This window comes from Micromonospora sp. WMMD712, assembly GCF_029581295.1.
In the GTDB taxonomy this organism is placed as follows: domain Bacteria; phylum Actinomycetota; class Actinomycetes; order Mycobacteriales; family Micromonosporaceae; genus Micromonospora; species Micromonospora carbonacea.
Genome location: NZ_CP120743.1, coordinates 6,531,057 through 6,553,543 on the forward strand (window position 1 = coordinate 6,531,057; position 22,487 = coordinate 6,553,543).

Here is a 22,487-nt window from a genome sequence, read left to right on the forward strand (position 1 = left end):
GCCCGGCCGCCCATCAGAACGCGCCCTTGAGGTGCTCGACCCGGGCCGCGCCGGCGTCGGGCAGCTCGACGGAGAGGACGTCGAAGCGCACCTCGCCGGCCCTGGTGCCGGTCTCGGCGAGCCAGCGGACCGCCAGCCCCCGCAGCCGCCGCGCCTTCGCCGGCACGACCGCCTCGGCCGGCGTCCCGTAGTCGGTGGTGCGCCGGGTCTTCACCTCGCAGAAGGCGAGCACGGGGCCGTCCCAGGCGATGATGTCGATCTCACCGGCGGGGCAGCGCCAGTTGCGGGCGACCGGGCGCAGCCCGGCTCCGATCAGGTGCCGGACGGCGCAGTTTTCCCCGTACGCGCCGACGGCCTGGTTCCGCTTCGTCATGGCCCGCACCATGCCGAACCGCGCTCGCCTCCGCCGGACGCCTGTGGACGACGGAGGCGGTTGTGGACGAACGGACGATCATGCCCTTGGTGTGCTACGTGCCGGCGGCCGGACGGTGCCCGTTTCCGGGTGCTCCCGGGGGGTGTCGCCGCCGGCGCGCCGTCCGTCCGGATGGCGCGGGGGTGCGCCTGTCACATACGGTGCCGACCGTGAACGCACGACGGAGCTTTCCCGAAGATCAGGAGTCGCGTTGGTACCCCGGCGAGCGCGGGTACGGCGAGTCGGACTGGCGCCCGGCGGGCGAAGAACGCTATCGAGCCGACGATCTCCGAGCCGCTGACCAGCGCGGCGACACCGGAGAGCGGCGCTACGACGAGCTGACCGACCCACCCGTGAGCCGGTACGGCGAGACCGGGCGGCACGGCGCGGACGACGCGTTCGGGTCCACCGACCCCGATACGGACAGTTACCGTCCGGCGCGGTCCCGCCGGGCCGACACGGGCTCGTTCGGGGTGTCGATGGACGAGCTCGCCGCCGAACGGGAGGCGCGCCGGGCGGCGCGGGCCGCCGAGCCGGCCCCGTCCGCCGACGCGGCGCTGCCGGCCGGTCAGCACTCCGTCGCGTTCCCGCTGCCGCCCGCCCAGCGGGCCGTCGAGTTCCCGCTGACCATCGGGCAGCGCCCCACGCCGCTGGCGGCGCCGGGGCAGGAGGACCGCTCCCTGTCCGCCCCGGCGCACGAGGACCGGTCGCTCGCCGGTCTGGCGCACGACGACCGGCCGTTGCCCGGCCCGGCCTACGAGGACCGGCCGCTGTCCGGCCCGGCGCACGACGACCGGCCGTTGCCCGGCCCGGCCCGGGACAGCGCCCTGCTGTCCGGTCCGGCGCGCGAGGCGGGCCCGCGGGACGCCCCGCTCGACGCGGACCCGCTCGGGGTCGACCCGGTGGGACGCGGCGCGGAGCCGCCGCGCGCCGCGCCGCTCGGCGGATACCCGATCATCGAGCCCGGCCGCCCCAGCGAGTCGGGCCGCCCTGGCGACCTCGGTCGCCCCGGTGACCTCGGCGGCCTCGGCGGCCCCGGTCGTCCCGGCGACCTTGGCCGCCCCGGCGAGTCGGGCCGCCGCGCCGAGTCCGGCCGCCCGGACGAGCCGGCGGACCGGGGCGTGGGGGAGTGGGGCCCGGTGGACCGGGGCGCGGGCAGCGCCACCGCCGTGGAGCCGGCGCGCGCCGCCGATCCGGGTCGTCCCGCCGAGCCGCATCCGCTGGACCTGCCGACCGGGCCCATGCCCCCGGTGGCGCCCCGCCCCGACCTGCCGCCGCCCGGCCTCGACCCGGCGTACGCCCCGGACGGGCTGCGCCGTCCCGGCCCGGCGCCCTCCGACGGCGTCTACCGCACCCGGCGCCCGGCGCTCGCCGTGCTGATCGCGGTGCTGGTGGCGGCCTTCGAGGTCCCGGCCCTGCGGGTGCTGAGCCACGGCGTGCTCGGCGACCCGCTGTCGGCGGCCGACGTCGTGGTGGGCATCTTCCTGGCCGGCGGGCTGCCGATCTTCGGCATCGGGCTCTACGGGCTGCGCACGGGTGGCCTCGCGCTCGCCGAGGGCGGCCGGGGCTGGCTCCGCCCGCCGACGGCGTACCTGACGGTGGGGCTGGTGCTGTTCCTCGCCGCCGCGCTCGCGGCCGGCTGAGCCGCGCCGCCCGCCCCTGACCCGCCGCGCTCGGCCGCCCGCTGAGCCGCGCGCCGGGCAGGGGCGTACACTGGGCGCTTGGCGACCGCCTCGCGCGGTCGACCTCGCGCGCCCTCTCCACGTCTCGTGGGGCGGCGGCCTCCCTGGTCCCGATCATCGTCGGGCCCACCACGGCCGGCGACCGGGCGCCAGGACGCCCGGCCGCCGGCCGGGCGGCGCAACCAGGGATCACAAGGAGTACCCCACCATGGCCGTCGTGACCATGCGTCAGCTGCTGGAGAGCGGTGTCCACTTCGGGCACCAGACCCGGCGCTGGAACCCGAAGATGAAGCGCTTCATCTTCACCGAGCGCAACGGTATCTACATCATCGACCTGCGCCAGACCCTCGACTACATCGAGAAGGCGTACGACTTCGTGCGCAACACGGTGGCCGAGGGCGGCAGCATCCTCTTCGTGGGCACCAAGAAGCAGGCCCAGGAGGCCATCGCCGAGCAGGCGACCCGGGTCGGCCAGCCGTACGTCAACCACCGCTGGCTCGGCGGCATGCTGACCAACTTCCAGACGGTGTACAAGCGGCTCCAGCGGATGAAGGAGCTGGAGGCGCTGGGTGACCTGAGCGGCACCGCCGCCGGTTACACCAAGAAGGAGACCCTCCAGCTCTCCCGCGAGAAGATCAAGCTCACCAAGACCCTCGGCGGTCTGCGGGACATGCAGAAGCTCCCGGCCGCGGTCTGGATCGTCGACACCAAGAAGGAGCACATCGCCGTCGACGAGGCCCGCAAGCTGGGCATCCCGGTGATCGCGGTGCTCGACACCAACTGCGACCCCGACGAGGTCGACTTCCCGATCCCGGGCAACGACGACGCGATCCGCTCGGCCGAGCTGCTGACCCGGGTCGTGGCCGCCGCCGTCGCCGACGGCCTGATCGCCCGCTCGGGCCGTCGCCGGGGCGGCGACGAGAAGCCGGAGCCGGGTCAGGTCGGCGCCGACGAGCCGCTGGCCGAGTGGGAGCGCGAGCTGCTGGAGGAGCCGAAGAAGGCCGACGAGCAGCCCGCCGCCGCCGAGCAGCCCGCCGCCGAGCAGCCGGCGGCCGCCGCAGCGGAGTGACCGCGCCGCCGCGCGCCCGCCGTCCGTTTCCCCGGGCGGCGGGGCGCGGCGGGCACGCCGGGCGCGTCCGGCCCGGTCCCGGGTGACCGGTCCCGGCTCGACCCACCCGGCCCCCAGACCAACCCACCGAGTCCCAACACCGAAGAGAGAGTCATGTCCAACTTCACCGCCGCGGACGTCAAGAAGCTCCGCGACCTCACCGGCGCCGGCATGATGGACTCCAAGAAGGCGCTGACCGAGGCCGAGGGCGACTTCGACAAGGCCATCGAGATCCTGCGCGTCAAGGGCGCGAAGGACGTCGGCAAGCGGGCCGGCCGCACGGCCGCCAACGGCCTGGTCGCCCACTCCGGCAAGGCGCTGCTGGAGCTCAACTGCGAGACCGACTTCGTCGCCAAGAACGACGCCTTCATCGCGCTGGCCCAGCAGCTCGTCGAGCACGGCGAGGCCAGCGGCGCGACCTCCGCCGAGGAGCTGCTCGCCAGCAGCATCGACGGCAAGCCGGTCGCCGACCTGATCCAGGAGCAGTCCGCCAAGATCGGCGAGAAGCTGGTGCTCAACCGCTTCGCCAAGCTGGACGGCACCGTCGCGGTCTACCTGCACCGCAAGAGCCAGGACCTGCCGCCGGCGGTCGGCGTGCTGGTGGAGTACGCCGGCAAGACCGACGAGGCCGGGGACGCCGACGCCCGGGGCGTCGCCATGCAGATCGCCGCGATGCGGCCGAAGTACCTCACCCGGGACGAGGTGCCGGCCGACGTCGTCGAGTCCGAGCGGCGCATCGCCGAGCAGACCGCCCGCGAGGAGAACAAGCCCGAGGCCGCGCTGCCGAAGATCGTCGAGGGCCGGGTCAACGCCTTCTTCAAGGACTACGTCCTGATCGAGCAGGCGTCGGTCGCCGACAACAAGAAGACCGTGAAGCAGGTGCTGGCCGAGGCCGGCATCGAGGTGACCCGCTTCCTGCGGTTCGAGGTCGGCCAGGCCTGAGCCGCCGGTCGGGCGCCTGATGCGCGCCCGTGGGCAGGGAACGTCGACGAGGAGGCCGCTGGTGTACGTGACGGGCACCGCGGCCTCCTCGTCCCATGCCTGGCCCGCGCGGCCGGAGCGGCGGCGTAGGGTCAGCGACGGCAGGTACGCGGTAACCGGCGCACGTGGGGTGCGGCCGGGGAAGGGCGGGGCGGATGACGCAGGTTGTGAGTGACCGGAGCCTGGCGGCGGAGGATCCGACCGCCCCACCGCCGGGACGGGCCCGCCGGGTGGTGCTGAAGCTCTCCGGCGAGGTCTTCGGCGGCGGCGCGATCGGCGTCGACCCCGACGTCGTCCAGGCCATCGCGCGGCAGATCGCCACCGTGGTACGCCGCGGCGTGCAGGTCTCCGTGGTGGTCGGCGGCGGCAACTTCTTCCGCGGCGCGGAGCTGCAGAAGCGGGGCATGGACCGCGCCCGCGCCGACTACATGGGCATGCTGGGCACCGTGATGAACTGCCTGGCCCTCCAGGACTTCCTGGAGAAGGAGGGCATCGAGACCCGGGTGCAGAGCGCCATCACGATGGCCCAGGTCGCCGAGCCCTACATCCCGCTGCGCGCGATCCGGCACCTGGAGAAGGGCCGGGTCGTCATCTTCGGCGCCGGCGCGGGCATGCCCTACTTCTCCACCGACACCGTGGCCGCCCAGCGGGCGCTGGAGATCCGGGCCGACGTGGTGCTGATGAGCAAGAACGGCGTGGACGGCGTCTACACCGCCGACCCCCGGATCGACCCGACCGCCAGCAAGCTCGACTCGATCACCTTCTCCGAGGTGCTCCGCCGCAACCTGCGGGTCGCCGACGCGGCCGCGTTCAGCCTCTGCATGGAGAACGGCCTGCCGATGCTGGTCTTCGGCGCGCAGGGCGACGACACGATCATCCGCGCGGTGGGTGGCGACAAGATCGGCACCCTGATCACCGCCTGAGCGGCCGTGGGCCGCGCGAGGCGGCCCCGCGACACACAGCACAGCCCACGACGAGCACAAAGAAGGAGGCGAGGAGACCGGTGATCGACGACACCCTCCTCGAGGCCGAGGAGAAGATGGAGCGGGCCATCGAGCACGCCAAGGAGGAGTTCGGCGCCATCCGCACCGGTCGCGCCAACGCCGCCATGTTCTCCAAGGTCATCATCGACTACTACGGCACCCCCACGCCGCTGCCCCAGATGGCGTCCATCGGGGTCCCCGAGCCTCGCATGGTCATCATCAAGCCGTACGACAACTCGCAGATCGGCGCCATGGAGCGGGCGATCCGCGACTCGGACCTCGGCGTGAACCCGAACAACGAGGGCACCCAGCTGCGCATCCTGCTCCCGCAGATGACCGAGGAGCGCCGCCGCGAGATGATCAAGGTGGCCCGGCACAAGGGCGAGGAGGCCAAGGTGGCGGTGCGCAACATCCGCCGCAAGGGCAAGGAGGAGCTGGACCGGCTGGTCAAGGACGGCGAGGTCGGCGAGGACGAGGGCCGCCGCGCCGAGAAGGACCTCGACGACCTGACCCAGAAGTTCGTGGCCACCGTCGACGAGCTGGTCAAGCACAAGGAGAGCGAGCTGCTCGAGGTCTGAGCCGCGACCGGCCCCAGGGCCGGCACGCGAGACCTGTTGTCGTGGCACCGGTGTGCCGCCGTCGTCGGGCGGCGGCGCCGGTGCCTCCGTCGTCACGGGCCGGAACCGGGCGAACCCGGGGCGCACCGCCGGCGGCGCACGGAGGGCTCGTCCACCCTCCCGGGGCGACCCGTGCAGTAGGCTCGGCACGATTCCGGCCACCACGCGGTGAACGGGCGGGATCGCCCGGCCGTCGCGCCGGTCAATCGGACGGAACAGTCGTCGTAGGGGATGGTCTTGGTCGTACGTCATGTGGTGAACCCCGTACCGCGTCCGCTCGGTGCGTGATGTCCCACCTCGACCCCTACCGCAGCCCCGAGTCCCGCAGCTGGGACCGGCCGGACGCCCCCGCCGCGCTCCCCTGGCCCGACCGTGAGCTGGAGCCGGGGCAGTGGGCCCGCAGCGCCACCACCGACGCGTACGCCCCGGTGGCCCCGGGCGGTCGGCCCGAGACGCGCCGCCCGGCGGGGCGGCCGGAGCCGTTCGACGCCGACGCCACCGACCCGTACGGCGCCCGCCCGGTGCCCGACGAGCCGCCGCGACCCGGTGACCCCGTCGACCCGCCGGGCTGGCGTGGCGCTCCCGGGGCGGGTGGCCGGTTCGCTCCCGAGCCCGACGGGCTCTTCCCCGCCCACCCGCCGACGGGGCCGGCGTACCCGCCCGACGAGCCGGCCGGTCCGGCGTACCCGTCGGACGGGCCGGCCGGCGACGTCGCCGAGCCGGAGCCGCCCCGGGGCCGGCGCGGGCCCGGCCGGCGACGGGCGAGCGCGGAGCGTCCGCCCACCCAGCAGGCCCCGGCCGGCCGCGCCGGCCGCAACCTGCCGGCGGCGATCGGGGTGGGCGTCGGCCTCGGCGCGGCCGTCCTGCTGCCGCTCTTCTTCTACCTGCCCGCCTTCCTCCTCGTGCTCGCCGCCGCGATCGCGATCGGCAGCTGGGAGATGGCCCGGGCGGTCCGCCGCAGCGGGGCCCATCCGCCGCTGGTGCCGCTGATCGCCGGTGGCGTGCTCACGGTCGGCCTGGCCTGGTTCGCCGGCCCCGACGCGCTCTGCCTGGGCCTGCTGGTCACCGTGCTCGGCACGATGATCTGGCGGCTGGGCGACGGGCCGGGCGACTACCAGCGCGACCTGACGGCGGCCACCCTCATCGCCGTGTACGTGCCGTTCCTCGGCGGCTTCGCGGCGATGCTCGCCGCCGCGCCCGGCGACGGGCACCTGCGCGTGCTGGTCACCCTGGTCGCGGTGGTGCTCTCCGACACCGGCGGGTACGCGGCGGGAGCCAACCTCGGCAAGCACCCGATGGCGCCCTCGATCAGCCCGAAGAAGTCCTGGGAGGGCTTCGGCGGCTCGGTCACCGCGGCGGCGGCGGGCAGCGCCCTGCTGATCTGGCTGCTGTTCGACGTGGCCCCCTGGTGGGGCGCCCTGTTCGGCGTGGCCGTCTCCTGCGCGGCGGTCCTCGGCGACCTGGCCGAGTCCATGATCAAGCGGGATCTCGGCGTGAAGGACATGAGCAACCTGCTGCCCGGGCACGGCGGCCTGATGGACCGCCTCGACTCGATCCTGTTCGCGGTGCCCACCGCGTACCTGTTGCTGGCGGTTTTCGTCCCGGTGGTGGGCTGAGGCATGAATCACGCCGGTCAGCCCGTTCCGGCCGCGTGGTCGGGTCCGATTCGGCACCTCCGGCCAGGTGCGTCGGGCGAACGGCGTGGGAGACTGGACGGGTCATGACGAGCCTTCCCCTGATCCCCGTCACCCCGGACACCCCCGCCGCACGCCGCGCGGCCATGCCGCCCCGCCACCTCGCCGACCTCGACCTGCCCGCCCGGCAGGCCCTGGTGGCCGAGCTGGGCGAGCCGGCGTTCCGCGCGAAGCAGATGTCCACCCACTACTTCGGCCGCCTGGTCCGCGACGCCGCGTCGATGACCGACCTGCCCGCGGCCACCCGGGACAGGCTGGCCGCCGAGCTGCTGCCCACCCTGCTCACCCCGGTCCGCGAGCTCGCCTGCGACGACGGCGCCACCCGCAAGGCGCTCTGGCGGCTGCACGACGGCTCGCTGGTGGAGAGCGTGCTGATGGGATATCCGGACCGCGTGACCGTCTGCATCTCCAGCCAGGCGGGCTGCGGCATGGCCTGCCCGTTCTGCGCCACCGGCCAGGCCGGGCTGACCCGCAACCTGTCGACGGCCGAGATCGTCGACCAGGCGGTCTACCTGGCCGGCGTGGCCGCCTCCGGCGCGGTCGCCGGCTCACCGCCGCGGCTGTCCCACGTCGTGTTCATGGGCATGGGTGAGCCGTTGGCCAACTACTCGCGCGTCGTCGCGGCGATCCGCCGGCTGGTCGCCCCCGCCCCCGAGGGGCTCGGCCTGTCCCAGCGGCACATCACGGTCTCCACGGTCGGCCTGGTGCCGGCGATCCGGCGGCTGGCCAGCGAAGACCTGTCGGTGACCCTTGCGTTGTCCCTGCACGCGCCCGATGATGAGCTGCGCGACGAACTCGTGCCGGTCAACCAGCGGTGGAAGGTCGCCGAGGTGCTGGACACGGCGTGGGACTACGCGGCCCGCACGGGGCGTCGGGTGTCGATCGAATACGCGATGATCAAAAACGTGAACGACCAGCCGTGGCGGGCCGACCTCCTCGGCAAGCTGCTGGCCGGCAGGTTGGCCCACGTCAACCTCATCCCGCTCAACCCGACCCCGGGCAGCCGGTGGGACGCGAGCCCGAAGCCCGTCGAGCGGGAGTTCGTCCGGCGTCTGCGCGCCGCCGGGGTCTCGACGACGGTCCGGGACACCCGGGGGCGCGAGATCGACGGCGCGTGCGGGCAGCTCGCCGCCGCCGGCGACGGGGACAGCGGGACGCCGCAGGAGGCAACGGCGTGACGGGGCGTACCGAACGAGACCAGGAGACATAGTGGCGAGTCAGGGTCAGCGTTTCCGGCGCAAGGCGCTCCGCCGGGGATACAAGGTCGACGAGGTGGACGCCTTCCTGGACCGGGTCGAGGCGACGCTCGACGGCCGGCCCGTTGGCGCGCCCGTGGCCTCCCAGGAGGTCCACGACGTCGTCTTCCGGGTCCGCTTCAACGGCTACGACGAGTGGCAGGTCGACCTGCACCTCGACCGCGTCGAGCGGCAACTGGCCGAGCTGGAGGAGCGCGGCGGCTCGCCCGGTCGCGGCGCAGACCCCCGGATGTCCGACCGGATGGGCCCGCCGGACCGGATGGGCCCGCCGATGCGGGACGACCGGGGGCCCGTCCCGATGCGCGACGACCGCGGCCCCCTGCCGATGCGCGACGACCGTGGGCCGCTCCTGCGCGACGACCGGGGGCCCGCGCCGATGCCGCAGCCCATGCCGCCCCGGCCGATGCCGGCGCAGGCCGGCCCGCCCGGCGACCGCTACGGCCGGTACGACGAGCCGACCGGTGGCTTCTCCGGCGGCGGCGGCGGATACGACGAGCCGACCGGTGGCTTCTCCGGAGGCGGCTACGACGCGCCGCGCGGCGGGTACGACGCCCCGCGCGGCCCGGGTGGCGGCCCGCTGGGTCCGGGCGGCCCGATGGGTCCCGGCCCCGGTAGGGGGCCCGGCGGCCCGCCGCCCCGGGGCCTGCCCCCGGGCCCCGGCGGCTACGCCCCCGACGAGCAGCGCTTCGACGGCTTCGAGGCGGGCCGGCACGGGCGGGCCGACATGACCGCCGAGATCCGGATGCCCGAGCGCGACCTTCGTGAGCTGCGCGGCCGTGGCCCGGCCGGGCCCCCGCCCATGCCGCCGCAGCCGATCGGGGGCCCGCCGCCGCTGGCCGGCCCGCCCGTGGGCGGCCCCCCGATCGGTGGCCCGCCCGTCGGTGGCCCGCCCGTCGGTGGCCCGCCCGTCGGTGGCCCGCCCGTCGGTGGCCCGCCGATGGCCGGTCCGCCCGGCAGCGACCTGCACCGGGTGGACCAGATCCGCCGCAGTTTCCAGGTGCGCCGGTTCGGCAGTGGATACGACCCGGACCAGGTCGACCGGCTCTTCGAGGGCATCCTCGGTGGGATGGCCGGCCGGGGCCCGATGCCGGTCAACCCGAAGGACCTGGACACCCTGCGCTTCGGCCTGGTCCCGGGCGGCTACTTCGAGGCAGAGGTCGACGCCGCGCTCAAGGACGTCCAGGACATCCTCTTCGGCCGCTGACCGTCCGGCGGGCGCGGGCGATCCGCCCGCGCCGCCGGGCACGCGGACACGACGAAGGGCCCACCCCGACGGGGGCGGGCCCTTCGCGCGTTGCCGGTCCGGCCGGGGTCAGGACCGCAGGCCGTTGCGGCGCAGCACCGTGTCGCCGACGACGATGGCCAGCAGCAGCACGGCCAGGCCCACCAGCCAGATGTCCTCGACCCTGCCCTCGTGGTTGCCGCACAGCATGGCCAACAGCGCCAGCGCGGAGACCACCGCGCCGATCCGCCCGGCCTTGCGGTGCCCGGGCTTGTGCTGATCTGGCGACGTCACCGGCTCGCTTCCTGCCACTGTCGGTCCTTCCCTCGCGATCGGATCTCCGGTTAGTCTGGCACGCCCCGCGGCTGACCTCGTGCGGTGGGGGTTTCCCGCCGGCCCGGCACACACCGGCCCGCAGCCGCCGCCGGTGCCCCGTGCCGGCCACCGGCGCCCAGTGGACCGGCCGGAGGCCGGAGGACCCGGGCCGGACGGCACTACCGGCGTCGCGGGCCGGCGGCCAGACTGCCTCCGGTAGCGTCGGGACGTACACCTTGATTGTCTTTCTGAGGGGGACTGCGGTGCGAGTGACCGGTACGGGACACGCCAGCATGCGGATCGACACGGCCGCGGGCAGCATCCTGTGCGACCCGTGGGTCAATCCCGCCTACTTCGCCTCGTGGTTCCCGTTCCCCGACAACTCCCAGCTCGACTGGGAGACCCTCGGCGACGTCGACTACCTGTACGTGTCGCACCTGCACCGGGACCACTTCGACGCCGCGCACCTGCGCGACTTCGTGTCCAAGGACGCCACCGTCCTGCTGCCCGAGTTCCCCACCTCGGAGATGGAGGACGAGCTGCGGGCGCTGGGCTTCACGAAGTTCCTGCGGGCCCCGAACGAGCAGGTCGTGGAGCTCGACGGCGGCCTGCGGATCATGATCCAGGCGCTCACCAGCCCGACCGACGGCCCGATCGGCGACTCCTCGCTGTGGGTGGAGCACGAGGGGGTGCGGCTGCTCAACCAGAACGACGCCCGCCCGACCGACCTGAGCGTCTTCGCCGAGCTGGGGCACGTGCACGCCCACCTGCTCCAGTTCTCCGGGGCGATCTGGTATCCGATGGTCTACGAGCTGCCGCAGTCGGCGAAGACCGCGTTCGGCAAGCAGAAGCGGGAGCGGCAGTTCGACCGCACCTGGCGCTACATCGCCGACCTGAAGGCCGACCACGTCTTCCCGATCGCCGGCCCGCCGTGCTTCCTCGACGACGACCTGTGGCAGTTCAACGACATCCACGGCGACGAGGGCAACATCTTCCCCGACCAGTCGGTCTTCCTCGCCGAGTACGCGAAGGTCGGCGGCACCAACGGCATCGTGCTGCTGCCGGGCAGCGTCGCCGAGGTGACCGCCTCGGGGGCGACCACCACCCACCCGCAGCCGGTCGAGGAGTTCTTCGCGGACAAGACGGCCCACCTGGAGGAGATGCGGGAGCGCAAGCGCGGCGTCATCGAGGCGGAGAAGGCGTCCTGGCGGCACCCCGAGGTCGACGTGCTGGCCGGGATGAAGCGCCGCATCGAGCCGCTGCTGGAGGAGTCGATCTACCTGGCCAAGGGCGTCGGCGGCCCGGTCCGCTTCGACCTGGTCGACTACGACGGCGAGTCCGTCGAGTCGATCGTGGTGGACTTCCCCGGCAAGGAGGTCCGACCGTACGCCGACGAGAAGGTCCGCTACCGGTTCCGCACCGAGCGGGCCCTCGTGGAGCACCTGCTGCACATCGGCGAGGTCGACTGGGTCAACTCGCTCTTCCTGTCCTGCCGGTTCTCGGCGGCCCGGATCGGCCAGTACAACGAGTTCGTGTACGCCTTCTTCAAGTGCCTGTCCACCGAGCGCCTCCAGTACGCCGAGGGCTGGTACGACGAGCACGAGCGCACCAGCGACGCCGAGGACATCACCCTCGGCGACTGGGTGGTGCAGCGCCGCTGCCCGCACCTGAAGGCGGACCTCACCCGGTTCGGCATCGTCGAGGGCGACCAGCTCACCTGCCAGCTGCACGGCTGGAAGTTCGACCTGCCCAGCGGGCGCTGCCTGACCAGCGTCGGGCACAAGGTCCGGGCGCACCGCGCGGACGCGTCCGCCCCGACGCCCTGACCCGGCGTTCCGTCCCGTTCATCCCCGTTGTGCCGTTCCTTCCCGTTCCGCCCCGCCCGCAGGTGACCATGGAGTCGTGACGGGCGGGGTGGAGTCGTGACCGGCGGGTCGACGCCGTGACGGGCGGGGCGGACGAGGGGGCCGGCTACCGGTACGGCCGGCGCAGCGAGATGGCCCGCGACGCCTCCCGGGTGGAGGCGTTCAGCGACGCCGTGATCGCCATCGTGCTGACCCTGATGGCGGTCGAGCTGCTCCAGTTCGCCCCGCAGCACCCCACCGGGACGGACCTGGCGGGCGCGCTGTTCCACGAGTGGCCGTCGTACCTGGCGTACGTGATCACCTTCGCGATCGTCGGCCAGGTGTGGCTCACCCACCACAACATGTGGCGGTACGTGGTCCGCGTCGACCAGCTGCTGCTGGTGCTGAACCTGCTCCTGCTGCTCTTCGTCGCGGCCATCCCGTTCGCCGCGAACCTGCTGTCGGACAACCTGCGCGGCCCGGTCGGCGACCAGCGGCTCACCGCCGCCCTCTACGTGGGCACGGTGCTCGGCGAGGCGCTGTTCTTCAACCTGAGCTGGTGGTGGGCGCGGCGGCGCCACCTGCTCCACCCGGACCTGGACCCCCGGCTGGCCCGGGCGGTGGCCCGCCGGTTCCTGCTGGGGCCGGTGCTCTACCTGGTCGCCTTCGCGGTGGTCTTCGTCGACCCGGTGCTCAGCCTGGTCGCCTACCTCCTGCTCGTGGGCCTCTACCTGATCCGTGGCCCCGGCGACCTGCCCCCGTCGAAGGAGATCGCGGCCGCCGAGGGCTGAGCGCCCCGCCCGACGGGGTGAGAAGGGAACCCCTCTCTACCGGATGCGTTAACAAGGGGCCCCTCCTTACCCCCAATCGGCGAGGATGCGGCGGGCCGCGTTGTGACCGGCCGCCCCGATGACGCTGCCCGCCGGGTGGCAGCCGGCGCTGCCGGCGTACACGCCGTCGACGCCGGTGGCGTACGGCATCCGGTCGGTGAAGCTGACCGTGTTGTCGACGTGGTGGATGTGCCCGCCGGTGATGCCGAAGTGCGCCTCGATGCCGGGCGGGGGCAGCGGCACGGCGTCGGCGATCAGGTCGCCGGTGCCGGGCGCGTACCGCTCGCAGATGCCGATCAGCCGGTCGACGTAGCCGGGCAGGGCCGCGTCCCAGGTGCCGTCGGCGAGGGCGTAGGGCACCGACTGAACGAACAGCGCCGACGAGTGGTGCCCGGCCTCGTCCTGCAACGACGGGTCGACGGTGGTGTGCAGGTACCACTCGATGGTGGGCTCGGCGGGCAGCCGCCCGGCCTGCACGTCGGCCCACATCGCGCGCAGCGCCGCCATCGGCGGCTCGCCCCCGCCGCCGACCAGCGACGCCGACCCGGGCAGCAGGTGGATGGTGGAGCCGAACGGGCTGGGCGCGTCGTCGGGCAGGCAGGAGAATCGGGGCAGCCCGGTCAGCGCCAGGTTGACCTTGAGGGTGGTGCCGGGCCGGCGGACGGCCGCCATCCGCGCGCCCAGCTCCGCCGGGAGCGCGCCGTCGGGCAGCAGGTCCATCAGCCGGTACGGGTCGCACGCCCCGAGCACCACCCGCGCGGCCACGTGCCGGCCGTCGGCGAGGGTCACGCCGCTGGCCGCGCCGCCGTCGAGGGTGATCGCGGTGACCGGGGCGTCGGTCAGGATGGTGGCCCCGGCGGCGCGGGCCGCGGCGGCGAAGGTGCGCGAGACGGTGCCCATGCCGCCCTCGGCGATCATCCAGGTGCCGTCGGAGCCGGGCAGCCGGCACATGTTGTGCACGAGGAAGTTGTGGCCGGTCCCGGGGTCGTCGGGGCCGGCGTTGAGCCCGGACAGGCCGTCGGTGACCGCGTACATGCTGACCAGCAGCTCGGAGCGGAAGTCGAAGCGGGCCAGGTAGTCGGCCACGGAGCCGCGCACGAGGTCGACGAAGACCTGCCGCAGGGCGGGCCGGACGTGCCGCTGCGCGATCTCCTCGACCGGCAGCGGCTCGGCCAGCCAGGCGGGGGCGAGGTCGTCGCGGAGCTGGGCCAGCTCGGCCTGCATGGCGTCGTCGGCGGCCACGTCGGCGGGGGAGAAGAACTCCGCGAGCTGCCGCCGGGTGGCGGCCGTGTCGCTGCCCATCAGCAGGTACGGCGACCCGGGGCCGCCCGGGGTGGGCAGGAAGTAGTGCGGGTCGCGGCGCAGCACGGGGATGCGCACGTCGAGCGTGGCGAGCAGCTCCGGCGGCATCAGGCCGAGCAGGTAGGACCCGGTGGAGTGGCGCAGCCCGGGGACCTTCGGGAACGGGTTCTCGGTGCGGGTGGCCCCGCCGATCACCCGGGCGGCCTCCAGCACCAGCACGTCGAGGCCGGCGCGGGCCAGCAGGATCGCCGAGACCAGCCCGTTGTGCCCGGAGCCGACGACCACCACGTCGGCGCGGGCCGGCAGTTCACTCGCCTTGCTCGTCGCGGTCGTGCCGCTGCGCTCGCTCATGCTCGGGCAGCCTAGTGCCGCGCGGACCCGGCCGGGGGGCCGTCGCCGTTCCCGGTCGGCGGGCCGGTGCCGGGCGTCCCGCGCAGCGGGGCGAACAGCGCGGCGAGTTCGGTCTCGAACAGCGCCTCGGGGGAGTCCACGGCCCAGGCGAGGTGGCCGAAGACCTCCATGGCGACGAGCCCGTAGAGTCGGGTCCAGGCGGACAGGAACGCGTACGCGACCTCGATCGGCAGGTCGCCGTGCTTGGTGGTGAGCGGGGCGAGGTGGCAGCCGAGCTGCTGGCGCAGCGCGTCGGCCGGTGGCCCGGGCAGCGCTCCGTCCCGGGTCAGCGCGAGGAACGGGGCGAGGAAGACCGCCCCGAGCCGCGCGCCGGGGTGCTCGGCGTCGGCGCAGGCGTCGGTGAACGTGGCGACCCCCGGGACGGGGTTGCCGAAGATCAGGGTGAACTCGGCGGGGTGCGCGACGGCCCAGCGGCGCATCGCCCGGCACATGGCCGTGAGCTGGTCGACCGGGTCGTCGCCGGCCGTGTCCCGGGCCGCCTCGCTGATGGCGCGCAGCTCGTCGTAGAGGTCGCCGGTCAGCGCGCCGACCAGGCCCTCCAGGTTGGGGAAGTAGCGGTAGATGGCGGGCGCGGTCATCCCCATGTCGCGGGCGATGGCGCGCAGGGAGACCGCCTCGACCCCGCCGGTCACCAACAGCCGGCGCGCCCCGTTCTTGATCTCGCAGAGGGTGGCCGCGCGTAGCCGTTCCCGCCGGGTCGGTGCGGACATGCGTGAACCCCCTTGACTGGAGCGAACGACGTAGTAATAGTAAACGGCGTTCACTTCGGAGAGCCATGGTTACTGACCACGACCTTAACGGTCGGTGAGGGGGATTGCGATGTTCGACTGGTGGGGGCGGGCGGTGGTGCGGGCCCGCTGGGCAGTGCTGGCCGCCGCCGTGGCGCTCATGGCGCTCGGCGCGACCTGGGGGACCGGCGTCTTCGGCCAGCTCAGCGGCGGCGGGTTCGCCGACCCGGCCAGCGAGTCCAGCCGCACGGCCGAGCGGATCACCGCCGAACTGGGCCGGCAGGGCGCCGACGTGATCGTGCTCTGGTCCAGCGACACCGCCACCGTCGACCAGCCGGCGTTCCGCGACCCGGTCGCCGGCACCGTCGCGGCGCTGCGCCAGCGTCCCGAGGTCACCAGCGTGACCACCTTCTACGACGCCCCGGCGCCACACCTGGTCTCCGCCGACCGCCGGTCCACCTACGCCCTGGTCCAGCTCGACGGCGTCGACGAGGACGCCCGCGCCGAGGCGTTCGACGCGGTGCGGCCCGCGTTCGACGCCCCCGGGCTGCGCACCGAGCTCGGCGGCGCGGTGGCCTTCCAGCGGTACGCCACCGAGCAGACCAGCGAGGACATCACCCGCGCCGAGCTGTTCTCCATGCCGGTGCTGCTGGTCCTGCTCGTGCTGATCTTCGGCGGGCTGGTCGCCGCCACCACCCCGCTGCTCGTCGGCGGGCTCGCCATCCTCGGCGCGCTGGTCGCCGTCCGCCTGCTCAGCATGGTCACCGACGTGTCGGTCTTCGCGATCAACGTGATCACCCTGATCGGCCTCGGCATGGCCGTCGACTACGCCCTGTTCGTGGTCAGCCGGTTCCGCGAGGAACTCGCCGCCGGCCGCGACACCGCCGAGGCGGTACGCCGCACCATGGCCACCGCCGGCCGCACCGTGCTCGTCTCCGGGCTCACCGTCGCCCTCGCCATGGCCAGCCTGCTGGTCTTCCCGCAGCCGTTCCTGCGCTCGATGGGCCTCGGCGGAATGGCCGCCGTGCTGGTCGCCATGCTCGCGGCGCTCACCGTGCTGCCGGCCCTGCTCGCGGTGCTCGGCCGCCGGGTCGACGCGGTGCGCGTACCGCTGCCGTGGCGGCGCGGGGCGCACCGCGCCGGCCCGGCGCAGGCCGACACCGGCGGCGCCTGGGCCCGGATCGCACGCAGCGTGATGCGCCGCCCGGTGCCCTACCTGGTCGGGGTGGCCCTGATCCTGGGGCTGCTGGCCACCCCGTTCCTGCGCGCCGGGTTCGGCGGGGTCGACGAGCGGGTGCTGCCGGCGGACGCCGGGCCCCGGGTGGTCTCCGAGCGGATCGCCGCGCGGTTCCCCGGCGGCACCATCGCCCCCATCGACGTGCTGGTCACCGGCGTGCCGGCCGACGCGGTCGAGCCGTTCGCCGACCGGATCGCGGCGGTGCCCGGGGTCACCGGCGTGCGGGTCGCCGCGACCAACGGCGCCTCGACGCTGCTCGCCGTCGCCTACCCGGGCGAGCCGACCGGCGACGCCGCCCGGGACCTCGTCGGCGACCTGCGCGCCCTGCCCGCCCCGGACGGCGCGCGGGTGCTCGTCGGCGGCCGGCCCGGCGTCGACCGGGACCTGCTGGACAGCCTCGGCGACCGGCTGCCCTGGATGGCCCTGCTGATGGCCGGCGCGACCCTGCTGCTGCTCTTCCTCGCGTTCGGCTCGGTGGTGCTGCCGGTCAAGGCGGTGCTGATGAACCTGCTCTCCATCGGCGCGTCGTTCGGCGTGGTGGTCTGGATCTTCCAGGACGGCCACCTGTCCGGGCTGCTCGGCTTCACCCCGACCGGGTTCATCGAGCCGAGCAACGTGATCCTCATGCTCGCCGTGCTGTTCGGCCTGGCCACCGACTACGAGGTGTTCCTGCTCTCCCGGGTCCGCGAGGAGTGGGACCGCACCGGCGACAACACCGCGTCGGTGGCCGCCGGCCTGCAACGCACCGGCCGGATCATCACCGCCGCCGCCCTGCTGCTGGTCATCGTGGTCGCCGGCTTCGCCACCGGCGCGATGGCGTACATCAAGCTGATCGGGATCGGCATGATCGTGGCGATCGTGGTCGACGCGACCCTGGTGCGGGCGCTGCTGGTGCCGGCCACCATGCGCCTGCTCGGCCGCTGGAACTGGTGGGCCCCCGGCCCGCTCGGCGCGGTCTACCGCCGCTTCGGCATCCGCGAGTCGGACGACCCGGCGCAGCCCGCGCCGCCGGACGCGCCCGAACCCGAGGCGGTCGGGCCGGAGAGCCGTCACCCCGCGTTCATCGGGTAGTCACTGGTGTCGATGCCTCACCGGCTCTACCGTCGGTGGGGCATCGACCCTACCGGGAGGTAACCGATGGACCGTCGTACCGTCCTGCGCGCCACCGTCGCCAGCGGGGCCGCCGCCTTCTGCGGCAGCCTCTGGGCCTCCGCCGCCCGCTCCGCGCCGGCCCTCGCCGTCGGGCCCGCCCAGCCCGGCCCCGGCCCGTACGGGGACCTGCTCGCCGCCGACGCCAACGGCATCCAACTGCCCGCCGGCTTCACCAGCCGGGTGGTCGCCCGCTCCGGGCAGCGGGTCGCCGGCACCTCCTACCTGTGGCACTGGGCCCCCGACGGCGGCGCGTGCTTCCCCGCCCCCGACGGCTGGATCTACGTCTCCAACTCCGAGATCCCGCTCGCCGGCGGCGCGTCGGCCGTGCGGTTCCGCGCCGACGGCAGCATCGCCTCGGCGTACCGGATCCTCGGCGGGACCAACCTCAACTGCGCCGGCGGGGCGACCCCGTGGGGCACCTGGCTCTCCTGCGAGGAGGCCCCGCTCGGCCGGGTCATGGAGACCTGGCCCGACGGCAGCCGCGCCGCCGAGGAACGCACCCGGATGGGCCGGTTCACCCACGAGGCCGCCGCCTGCGACCCCGACCGGCGCGTCGTCTACCTCACCGAGGACGAGGAGGACGGCTGCTTCTACCGGTTCGTCCCCGACACCTGGGGCGACCTGCGCACCGGCCGGCTCCAGGTGCTCTGCGCGCCGACCGGTCAGGTCACCGGCCCGGTGACCTGGGCCGACGTGCCCGACCGCGACGGCTTTCCCGTCCCCACCCGCCGCCAGGTCGGCGCGGCGCAGCACTTCGACGGCGGCGAGGGCTGCTGGTACGACCGGGGCACCTGCTGGTTCACCACCAAGGGCGACAACCGGGTCTGGGCGTACGACGCCGCCGGCCAGCGCCTCGACCTGGCGTACGACGACTCGCTGGTGCCCGCCGGGGCGGCCCCGCTCACCGGCGTCGACAACATCACCGGCACCCGCTCCGGCGACCTGTACGTCGCCGAGGACGGCGGCAACCTGGAGATCAACATGATCACCCCGGCCGGCGTGGTCACCCCGTTCCTGCGCCTGCTCGGCCAGTCGGGCTCGGAGCTGACCGGCCCGGCGTTCTCCCCGGACGGCAGCCGCCTCTACTTCTCCTCCCAGCGGGGCGTCAGCGGGGCGGTCACCGGCTCCGACGGCATCACGTACGAGATCACCGGCCCCTTCCGCCGCTGACCCTGCCTCCTGACTCTGACCGCCGGGCCGCCGATTGCCCTCCGAACGGCTGCGCCACCGGATACCCGGAGGTCGCTGACGTGCCCCGTCCCGCCCGCTAGGGAGCTGAGTCACTTACGACATCACCCACCCACCCCTGCACCCCGATGGGCACCCGGGGTGCAGGGACGCGCCGGGGCCGGTGGGGAGGGCGGGAAGGGCCGGGCGGCGTGATGTCGTAGGTGACTCAGCTCCCTATTGTCCCCACAGCATTGGCCAGTCCTGATGGATCAGCCGAAGGACTTCATGGTGCTCCAGTCCGCGCCCAGCACGACCTTCACCGGGGAACCGGCGCTCGTCGCGGAGGGGTGGTAGACCCGGATCTGACCGTCGGCGCCAGACCGCACCCAGAGGTCGGGCACCTGGTCGCCGCTGACATCCGGGATCGCGATCACCGCGCTCATCGCCGCCTCCGTCCAGCCGGTGCCGTAGGAGACATCGCCGTCACGCGAGTTGGCGGCCTGCTTGAGCGAGTGCAGGTCGACGCTGCCCGGTGCCGTCCCCGGCAGGCCGTGGCGGACGTACATGTTGCCGTTGTCCAGGTTGCGCCAGAGCAGGTCGGGGATGCCGTCGACGTCGATGTCCGCCACGTTGACGACCTCCCGGCGGGCCCAGGCCGACCCCTCCATCAGGGTCGCCTCCTGGAAGCTCGCCCCCGTGTAGCCACCGAGCATCCAGAACGCCGTCCCGGCCCGCACCACCAGGTCCGGGCGCTTGTCGCCGGTGACGTCACCGACGGCCTTGATCTGGGTCCAGGTGTTCGGATCGGGCGCGCCGGCCGGCAGCAGGACCCGCAGCCGGCGGTTGACGTCGAAACTGCCGTATCCGTCGCCGGGGTAGAGCCAGAATCGGCCGTCGGGGGTGCGGGCGAACAGGTCGGTGATGCCGTCGCCCGGGTAGGCGTCGTCGTACTTGGCGATCAGGGCCGCCTTGGCAGCACCCGCGTCCCACCAGTGTCCCGGCGGGTTCAGTTCGTTGCCGGTGGTGTAGGAGGCGGCGAGCCACGAGTACAACTCGCCGCCCTCGTCGCCCGCGTAGGTGCGCAGGTTGCCCGTGGCATCGACGAGGAGCAGGTCGGGCAGGTCGTCGCCGGTGACGTCGCCGGGCTTGTCGGCAGTCTCGCTGGGCGGCACGTAGAAGGTGTAGTCGGTGCGGACGCTGCGGTTGCCGACCGCGTCGAAGGCGTACACGTGCAGGGTGTTCGGTCCCGCGTGCCGGGGTGCCAGAGCGGTCACGGTGGCCTTGCCCCCCACGGCCGGCACCGTGATCGGGTTGATGCTTTCGAACGAGTAGCTGAACTGGGCGGCACCGGCCGCGCTGAACTCGACCGGGCCGGTCTGCCCGAACTTGACCGTGGACCAGGTGGTGCCGTCCGGGGTCGCCTCCAGCCACACGTCGCTGGCGACGTCGGGTGCCGGCGGCGCGGAGGCGTCGATGGTGAAGCGGCACGGCTCGGTGCCCGGCGGATAGTACGAGGACGACGCGTTCGAGTGGTCCTCGGCGCGGACGTCCCAGGAGTAGGTGACCCCGTCCTCCAGGTCGCTGGGGAGGATCGTCCGGCTGGCCCTGCCGTCACTGGAGTGGGTGACGAGGGTGCCCGCGGGCGCCGTGGTGCCGGTCCGCCAGAAGCGGAAGCGCAGCCCCTTGAGGTTGCCGTCCGGGTCGATGGCCTTCGCCGACAGGGAGATCGTGGTCCGGGCGATGGTGGCGCCGCCGCCGGGGCCGGGCACGCAACTGCCGCCGGGCGAGGTCCGGCCGTCCGTCGGCTCGCCCGGGGGACGGTTGTGGACGACCTCCAGCTCCGCCGTGTTGGCCTTGAACTTGCGCCAGGTCAGCGTGTCGGACTCGCTGGTGGCGCGCATGCCGAGGGTGATGCTTCCCCAGCCCTTGGTGGCCGCCTCCTGGGCCGCGCCCAGCACGTCGAACCGCACGTACTCGTCGTCGCAGCTACTGCCGTAGCCGTGGGCGAAGGACCGCTTCTGCTGCAGGGACTCCCAGGCCGGTTGCTTCTGCCAGGTGCTGCTGGAGGAGATGGCGCCGGTGAGCCAGAGCTGCATCTCCCGGGCCGTGCAGGACCAGGAGTGGTTGTTCAGCACCCGGAAGCCGGCCTCACTGACCACCGTTCCCTTGATCTTGCTGTCGAAGCCCATCCGCCAGAAGGAACGCGTCGTCAGCGGGGTGTCCTCGTCGTAGCCGACCCGGGCGTCCGAGGTGCCGCTGTTGAAGTTGGTGCTGTGGTAGGTGTTGGTGTTCGGGCTCTGCTTGTAGACGGTGGCCCAGGACTGCAGTCCTGTCTTGAGGGTCGGGTCGAGGAAGAGCGGGAAGAGTGCCTCGGGGTCGGTGAGCAGGCCGGTGGCGGCGGCGTCCAGGTGCAACCGGGCCTCGCCGGTGTCCTCACCGTCGAGTCGGGTGGGCATCGGGCCCTGCCGGGAACCGGGCTCGGCGCCGCTGAGGCCGGAGAGTTGCAGCACGTCGGCGCTGGTGTCCACCGCCGTGCGCAGCGGCGTCTCGGGCGAGGTGGGTTCCCTGCCGGCGGAGTCCCAGGCGAACGGGCTGGGGATGGAGCCGATCTCCGCACCGCTGACGGGGTCGAGGATCTGCACCCCGTTGGTGGGCTGCTGGTGGCGGAAGACGGCCGTCGCGGACCGCAGCCCGTAGGTCAGGGTGTCGACGGCGTCGAGCGTGGCGGCGTTGCGGTTCTTGACGATCAGCAGTTGCCCGAACCCGCCCTCTTCGCGGGCGACGACGAGCAGGTCGACGCCGGGCAACACCTCGGGGTAGAGCGCGCGGGGCCCGTCCAGCACCGGTTCCGGCAGGAGGCCGGGCCACAGGTACGTGATCGTGTGGCCGTCGATCTGCACCTCGGCGAGGGCGGTCTCGGCGGGACTCTCGGGCTGGACGGCCGGGGCGAGCCGCAGGGAGTTGGTGGTGGTGCCGCTCGACTGCCCGCCCTGCTTCGCCGCGGAAGGGCTGCCGGCGGAGAAACGGACCGGCACCGGCGCGTTGGCCGGCGTGACATCCAGCCCGGTGGGGGTGTCGCTGGCGCGGGTGAGCGTGGTGTCGATCGGGGCCCACTGCCCGGAGGCGGTCTTCGCGCGTTGGGGCAGGGCGTGGAAGGTGGTGCGGAGCTTACTGTCCGGGCGCGCCCAGGTGAGCGAGGTGGCGGTGGTCGCGGTGTCGACGGGCACCTCCTGACCGGTGCGCCGGGCCTCGGCCATCGCGGCCGAGTAGTCCCGGCCGGCGGTGTCCACCGGCGCGGCCTCGGTGGCCCGCTGCGGTCGGGAGGGCCGGCTGTCGTCGGCGCGTAGCCAGTACGGCAGCCCGGCCACGAGGAGCGCGACCAGCAGGAAGCCCAGGGTGCAGAGCTGCCGGGTACGCGTACGCACGAAAGGGCTGAGCAGGCGAGGCACGGTCACGGCGGTCTACTCCCGTGGGGGCCGGGCGGACAGGGCGGCGGCAACGACGAGCGATCCCGTCCGGCGGAGGGCCACGGGGCAGCAAGCG

General features: G+C 73.9%; 16 protein-coding genes and 1 pseudogene. 12 read left to right on the top strand and 5 right to left on the bottom strand.

Translation table 11 applies throughout. From position 1 onward, the window contains the following. Window positions 1-13: 13 nt before the first annotated feature. On the bottom strand, window positions 14-373 hold the full coding sequence (locus O7633_RS28300; RefSeq protein WP_282324564.1) for a YraN family protein: 360 nt from the start codon (window positions 371-373) through the stop codon (window positions 14-16). A gap of 1,229 nt (window positions 374-1,602) precedes the next feature. Between O7633_RS28300 and O7633_RS33190 the strand changes: the two are divergent. The 8 genes and pseudogenes from O7633_RS33190 to O7633_RS28340 form a co-directional block, all read left to right on the top strand. Further along, window positions 1,603-2,055 (top strand): annotated as a pseudogene (locus O7633_RS33190) (hypothetical protein); the annotation flags it as partial. Between the two features lie 247 nt (window positions 2,056-2,302). Continuing rightward, window positions 2,303-3,163 carry a 30S ribosomal protein S2 gene (gene rpsB, locus O7633_RS28310; RefSeq protein WP_282324566.1) on the top strand — a complete coding sequence of 287 codons (861 nt, stop codon included), beginning with the start codon at window positions 2,303-2,305 and terminating at the stop codon, window positions 3,161-3,163. Between the two features lie 153 nt (window positions 3,164-3,316). Beyond that, window positions 3,317-4,144, top strand: coding sequence for a translation elongation factor Ts (gene tsf, locus O7633_RS28315; RefSeq protein ID WP_282324567.1), 828 nt, complete (start codon window positions 3,317-3,319; stop codon window positions 4,142-4,144). Window positions 4,145-4,338: 194 nt separating this feature from the next. Further along, window positions 4,339-5,106 carry a UMP kinase gene (gene pyrH, locus O7633_RS28320; protein WP_074473835.1) on the top strand — a complete coding sequence of 256 codons (768 nt, stop codon included), beginning with the start codon at window positions 4,339-4,341 and terminating at the stop codon, window positions 5,104-5,106. 80 nt (window positions 5,107-5,186) lie between these two features. Next, window positions 5,187-5,744, top strand: a complete 558-nt coding sequence (frr, locus tag O7633_RS28325) for a ribosome recycling factor (RefSeq protein WP_282324568.1) — start codon at window positions 5,187-5,189, stop codon at window positions 5,742-5,744. A 326-nt stretch (window positions 5,745-6,070) separates the two neighbouring features. After that, window positions 6,071-7,399 carry a phosphatidate cytidylyltransferase gene (locus O7633_RS28330; RefSeq protein ID WP_282328671.1) on the top strand — a complete coding sequence of 443 codons (1,329 nt, stop codon included), beginning with the start codon at window positions 6,071-6,073 and terminating at the stop codon, window positions 7,397-7,399. A 104-nt stretch (window positions 7,400-7,503) separates the two neighbouring features. Next, window positions 7,504-8,655 carry a 23S rRNA (adenine(2503)-C(2))-methyltransferase RlmN gene (gene rlmN / locus O7633_RS28335; protein ID WP_074473837.1) on the top strand — a complete coding sequence of 384 codons (1,152 nt, stop codon included), beginning with the start codon at window positions 7,504-7,506 and terminating at the stop codon, window positions 8,653-8,655. A 31-nt stretch (window positions 8,656-8,686) separates the two neighbouring features. Further along, a complete protein-coding gene (locus O7633_RS28340; protein ID WP_282324569.1) occupies window positions 8,687-9,937 on the top strand; it encodes a DivIVA domain-containing protein in 1,251 nt (416 codons plus the stop codon). 108 nt (window positions 9,938-10,045) lie between these two features. Here the strand turns inward: O7633_RS28340 and O7633_RS28345 are convergent, their stop codons facing one another. After that, window positions 10,046-10,267, bottom strand: coding sequence for a DUF2631 domain-containing protein (locus O7633_RS28345; protein WP_096761598.1), 222 nt, complete (start codon window positions 10,265-10,267; stop codon window positions 10,046-10,048). Window positions 10,268-10,533: 266 nt separating this feature from the next. Here O7633_RS28345 and O7633_RS28350 point away from each other — a divergent pair, with 266 nt between their 5' ends. Both O7633_RS28350 and O7633_RS28355 read left to right on the top strand, forming a co-directional pair. Continuing rightward, on the top strand, window positions 10,534-12,096 hold the full coding sequence (locus O7633_RS28350) for a Rieske 2Fe-2S domain-containing protein (protein WP_282324571.1): 1,563 nt from the start codon (window positions 10,534-10,536) through the stop codon (window positions 12,094-12,096). Between the two features lie 170 nt (window positions 12,097-12,266). Further along, complete coding sequence (locus O7633_RS28355; RefSeq protein WP_282328672.1) at window positions 12,267-12,905, top strand: TMEM175 family protein; 639 nt, start codon at window positions 12,267-12,269, stop codon at window positions 12,903-12,905. 66 nt (window positions 12,906-12,971) lie between these two features. Here the strand turns inward: O7633_RS28355 and O7633_RS28360 are convergent, their stop codons facing one another. Together O7633_RS28360 and O7633_RS28365 are read right to left on the bottom strand one after the other, a co-directional pair. Next, on the bottom strand, window positions 12,972-14,597 hold the full coding sequence (locus O7633_RS28360) for an NAD(P)/FAD-dependent oxidoreductase (RefSeq protein WP_282324572.1): 1,626 nt from the start codon (window positions 14,595-14,597) through the stop codon (window positions 12,972-12,974). An 11-nt stretch (window positions 14,598-14,608) separates the two neighbouring features. Next, window positions 14,609-15,367, bottom strand: coding sequence for a TetR/AcrR family transcriptional regulator (locus tag O7633_RS28365; protein WP_282324573.1), 759 nt, complete (start codon window positions 15,365-15,367; stop codon window positions 14,609-14,611). 109 nt (window positions 15,368-15,476) lie between these two features. Between O7633_RS28365 and O7633_RS28370 the strand changes: the two genes are divergently transcribed. Both O7633_RS28370 and O7633_RS28375 read left to right on the top strand, forming a co-directional pair. Further along, window positions 15,477-17,693, top strand: a complete 2,217-nt coding sequence (locus tag O7633_RS28370) for an MMPL family transporter (RefSeq protein ID WP_282324574.1) — start codon at window positions 15,477-15,479, stop codon at window positions 17,691-17,693. A 66-nt stretch (window positions 17,694-17,759) separates the two neighbouring features. Continuing rightward, window positions 17,760-18,944: an alkaline phosphatase PhoX gene (locus O7633_RS28375; protein ID WP_282324575.1), complete on the top strand. Its 1,185-nt coding sequence runs from the start codon at window positions 17,760-17,762 to the stop codon at window positions 18,942-18,944. A 269-nt stretch (window positions 18,945-19,213) separates the two neighbouring features. Here O7633_RS28375 and O7633_RS28380 read toward each other — a convergent pair whose 3' ends face one another. Further along, window positions 19,214-22,399, bottom strand: coding sequence for a DNRLRE domain-containing protein (locus O7633_RS28380; protein WP_282324576.1), 3,186 nt, complete (start codon window positions 22,397-22,399; stop codon window positions 19,214-19,216). Window positions 22,400-22,487: the final 88 nt, after the last annotated feature.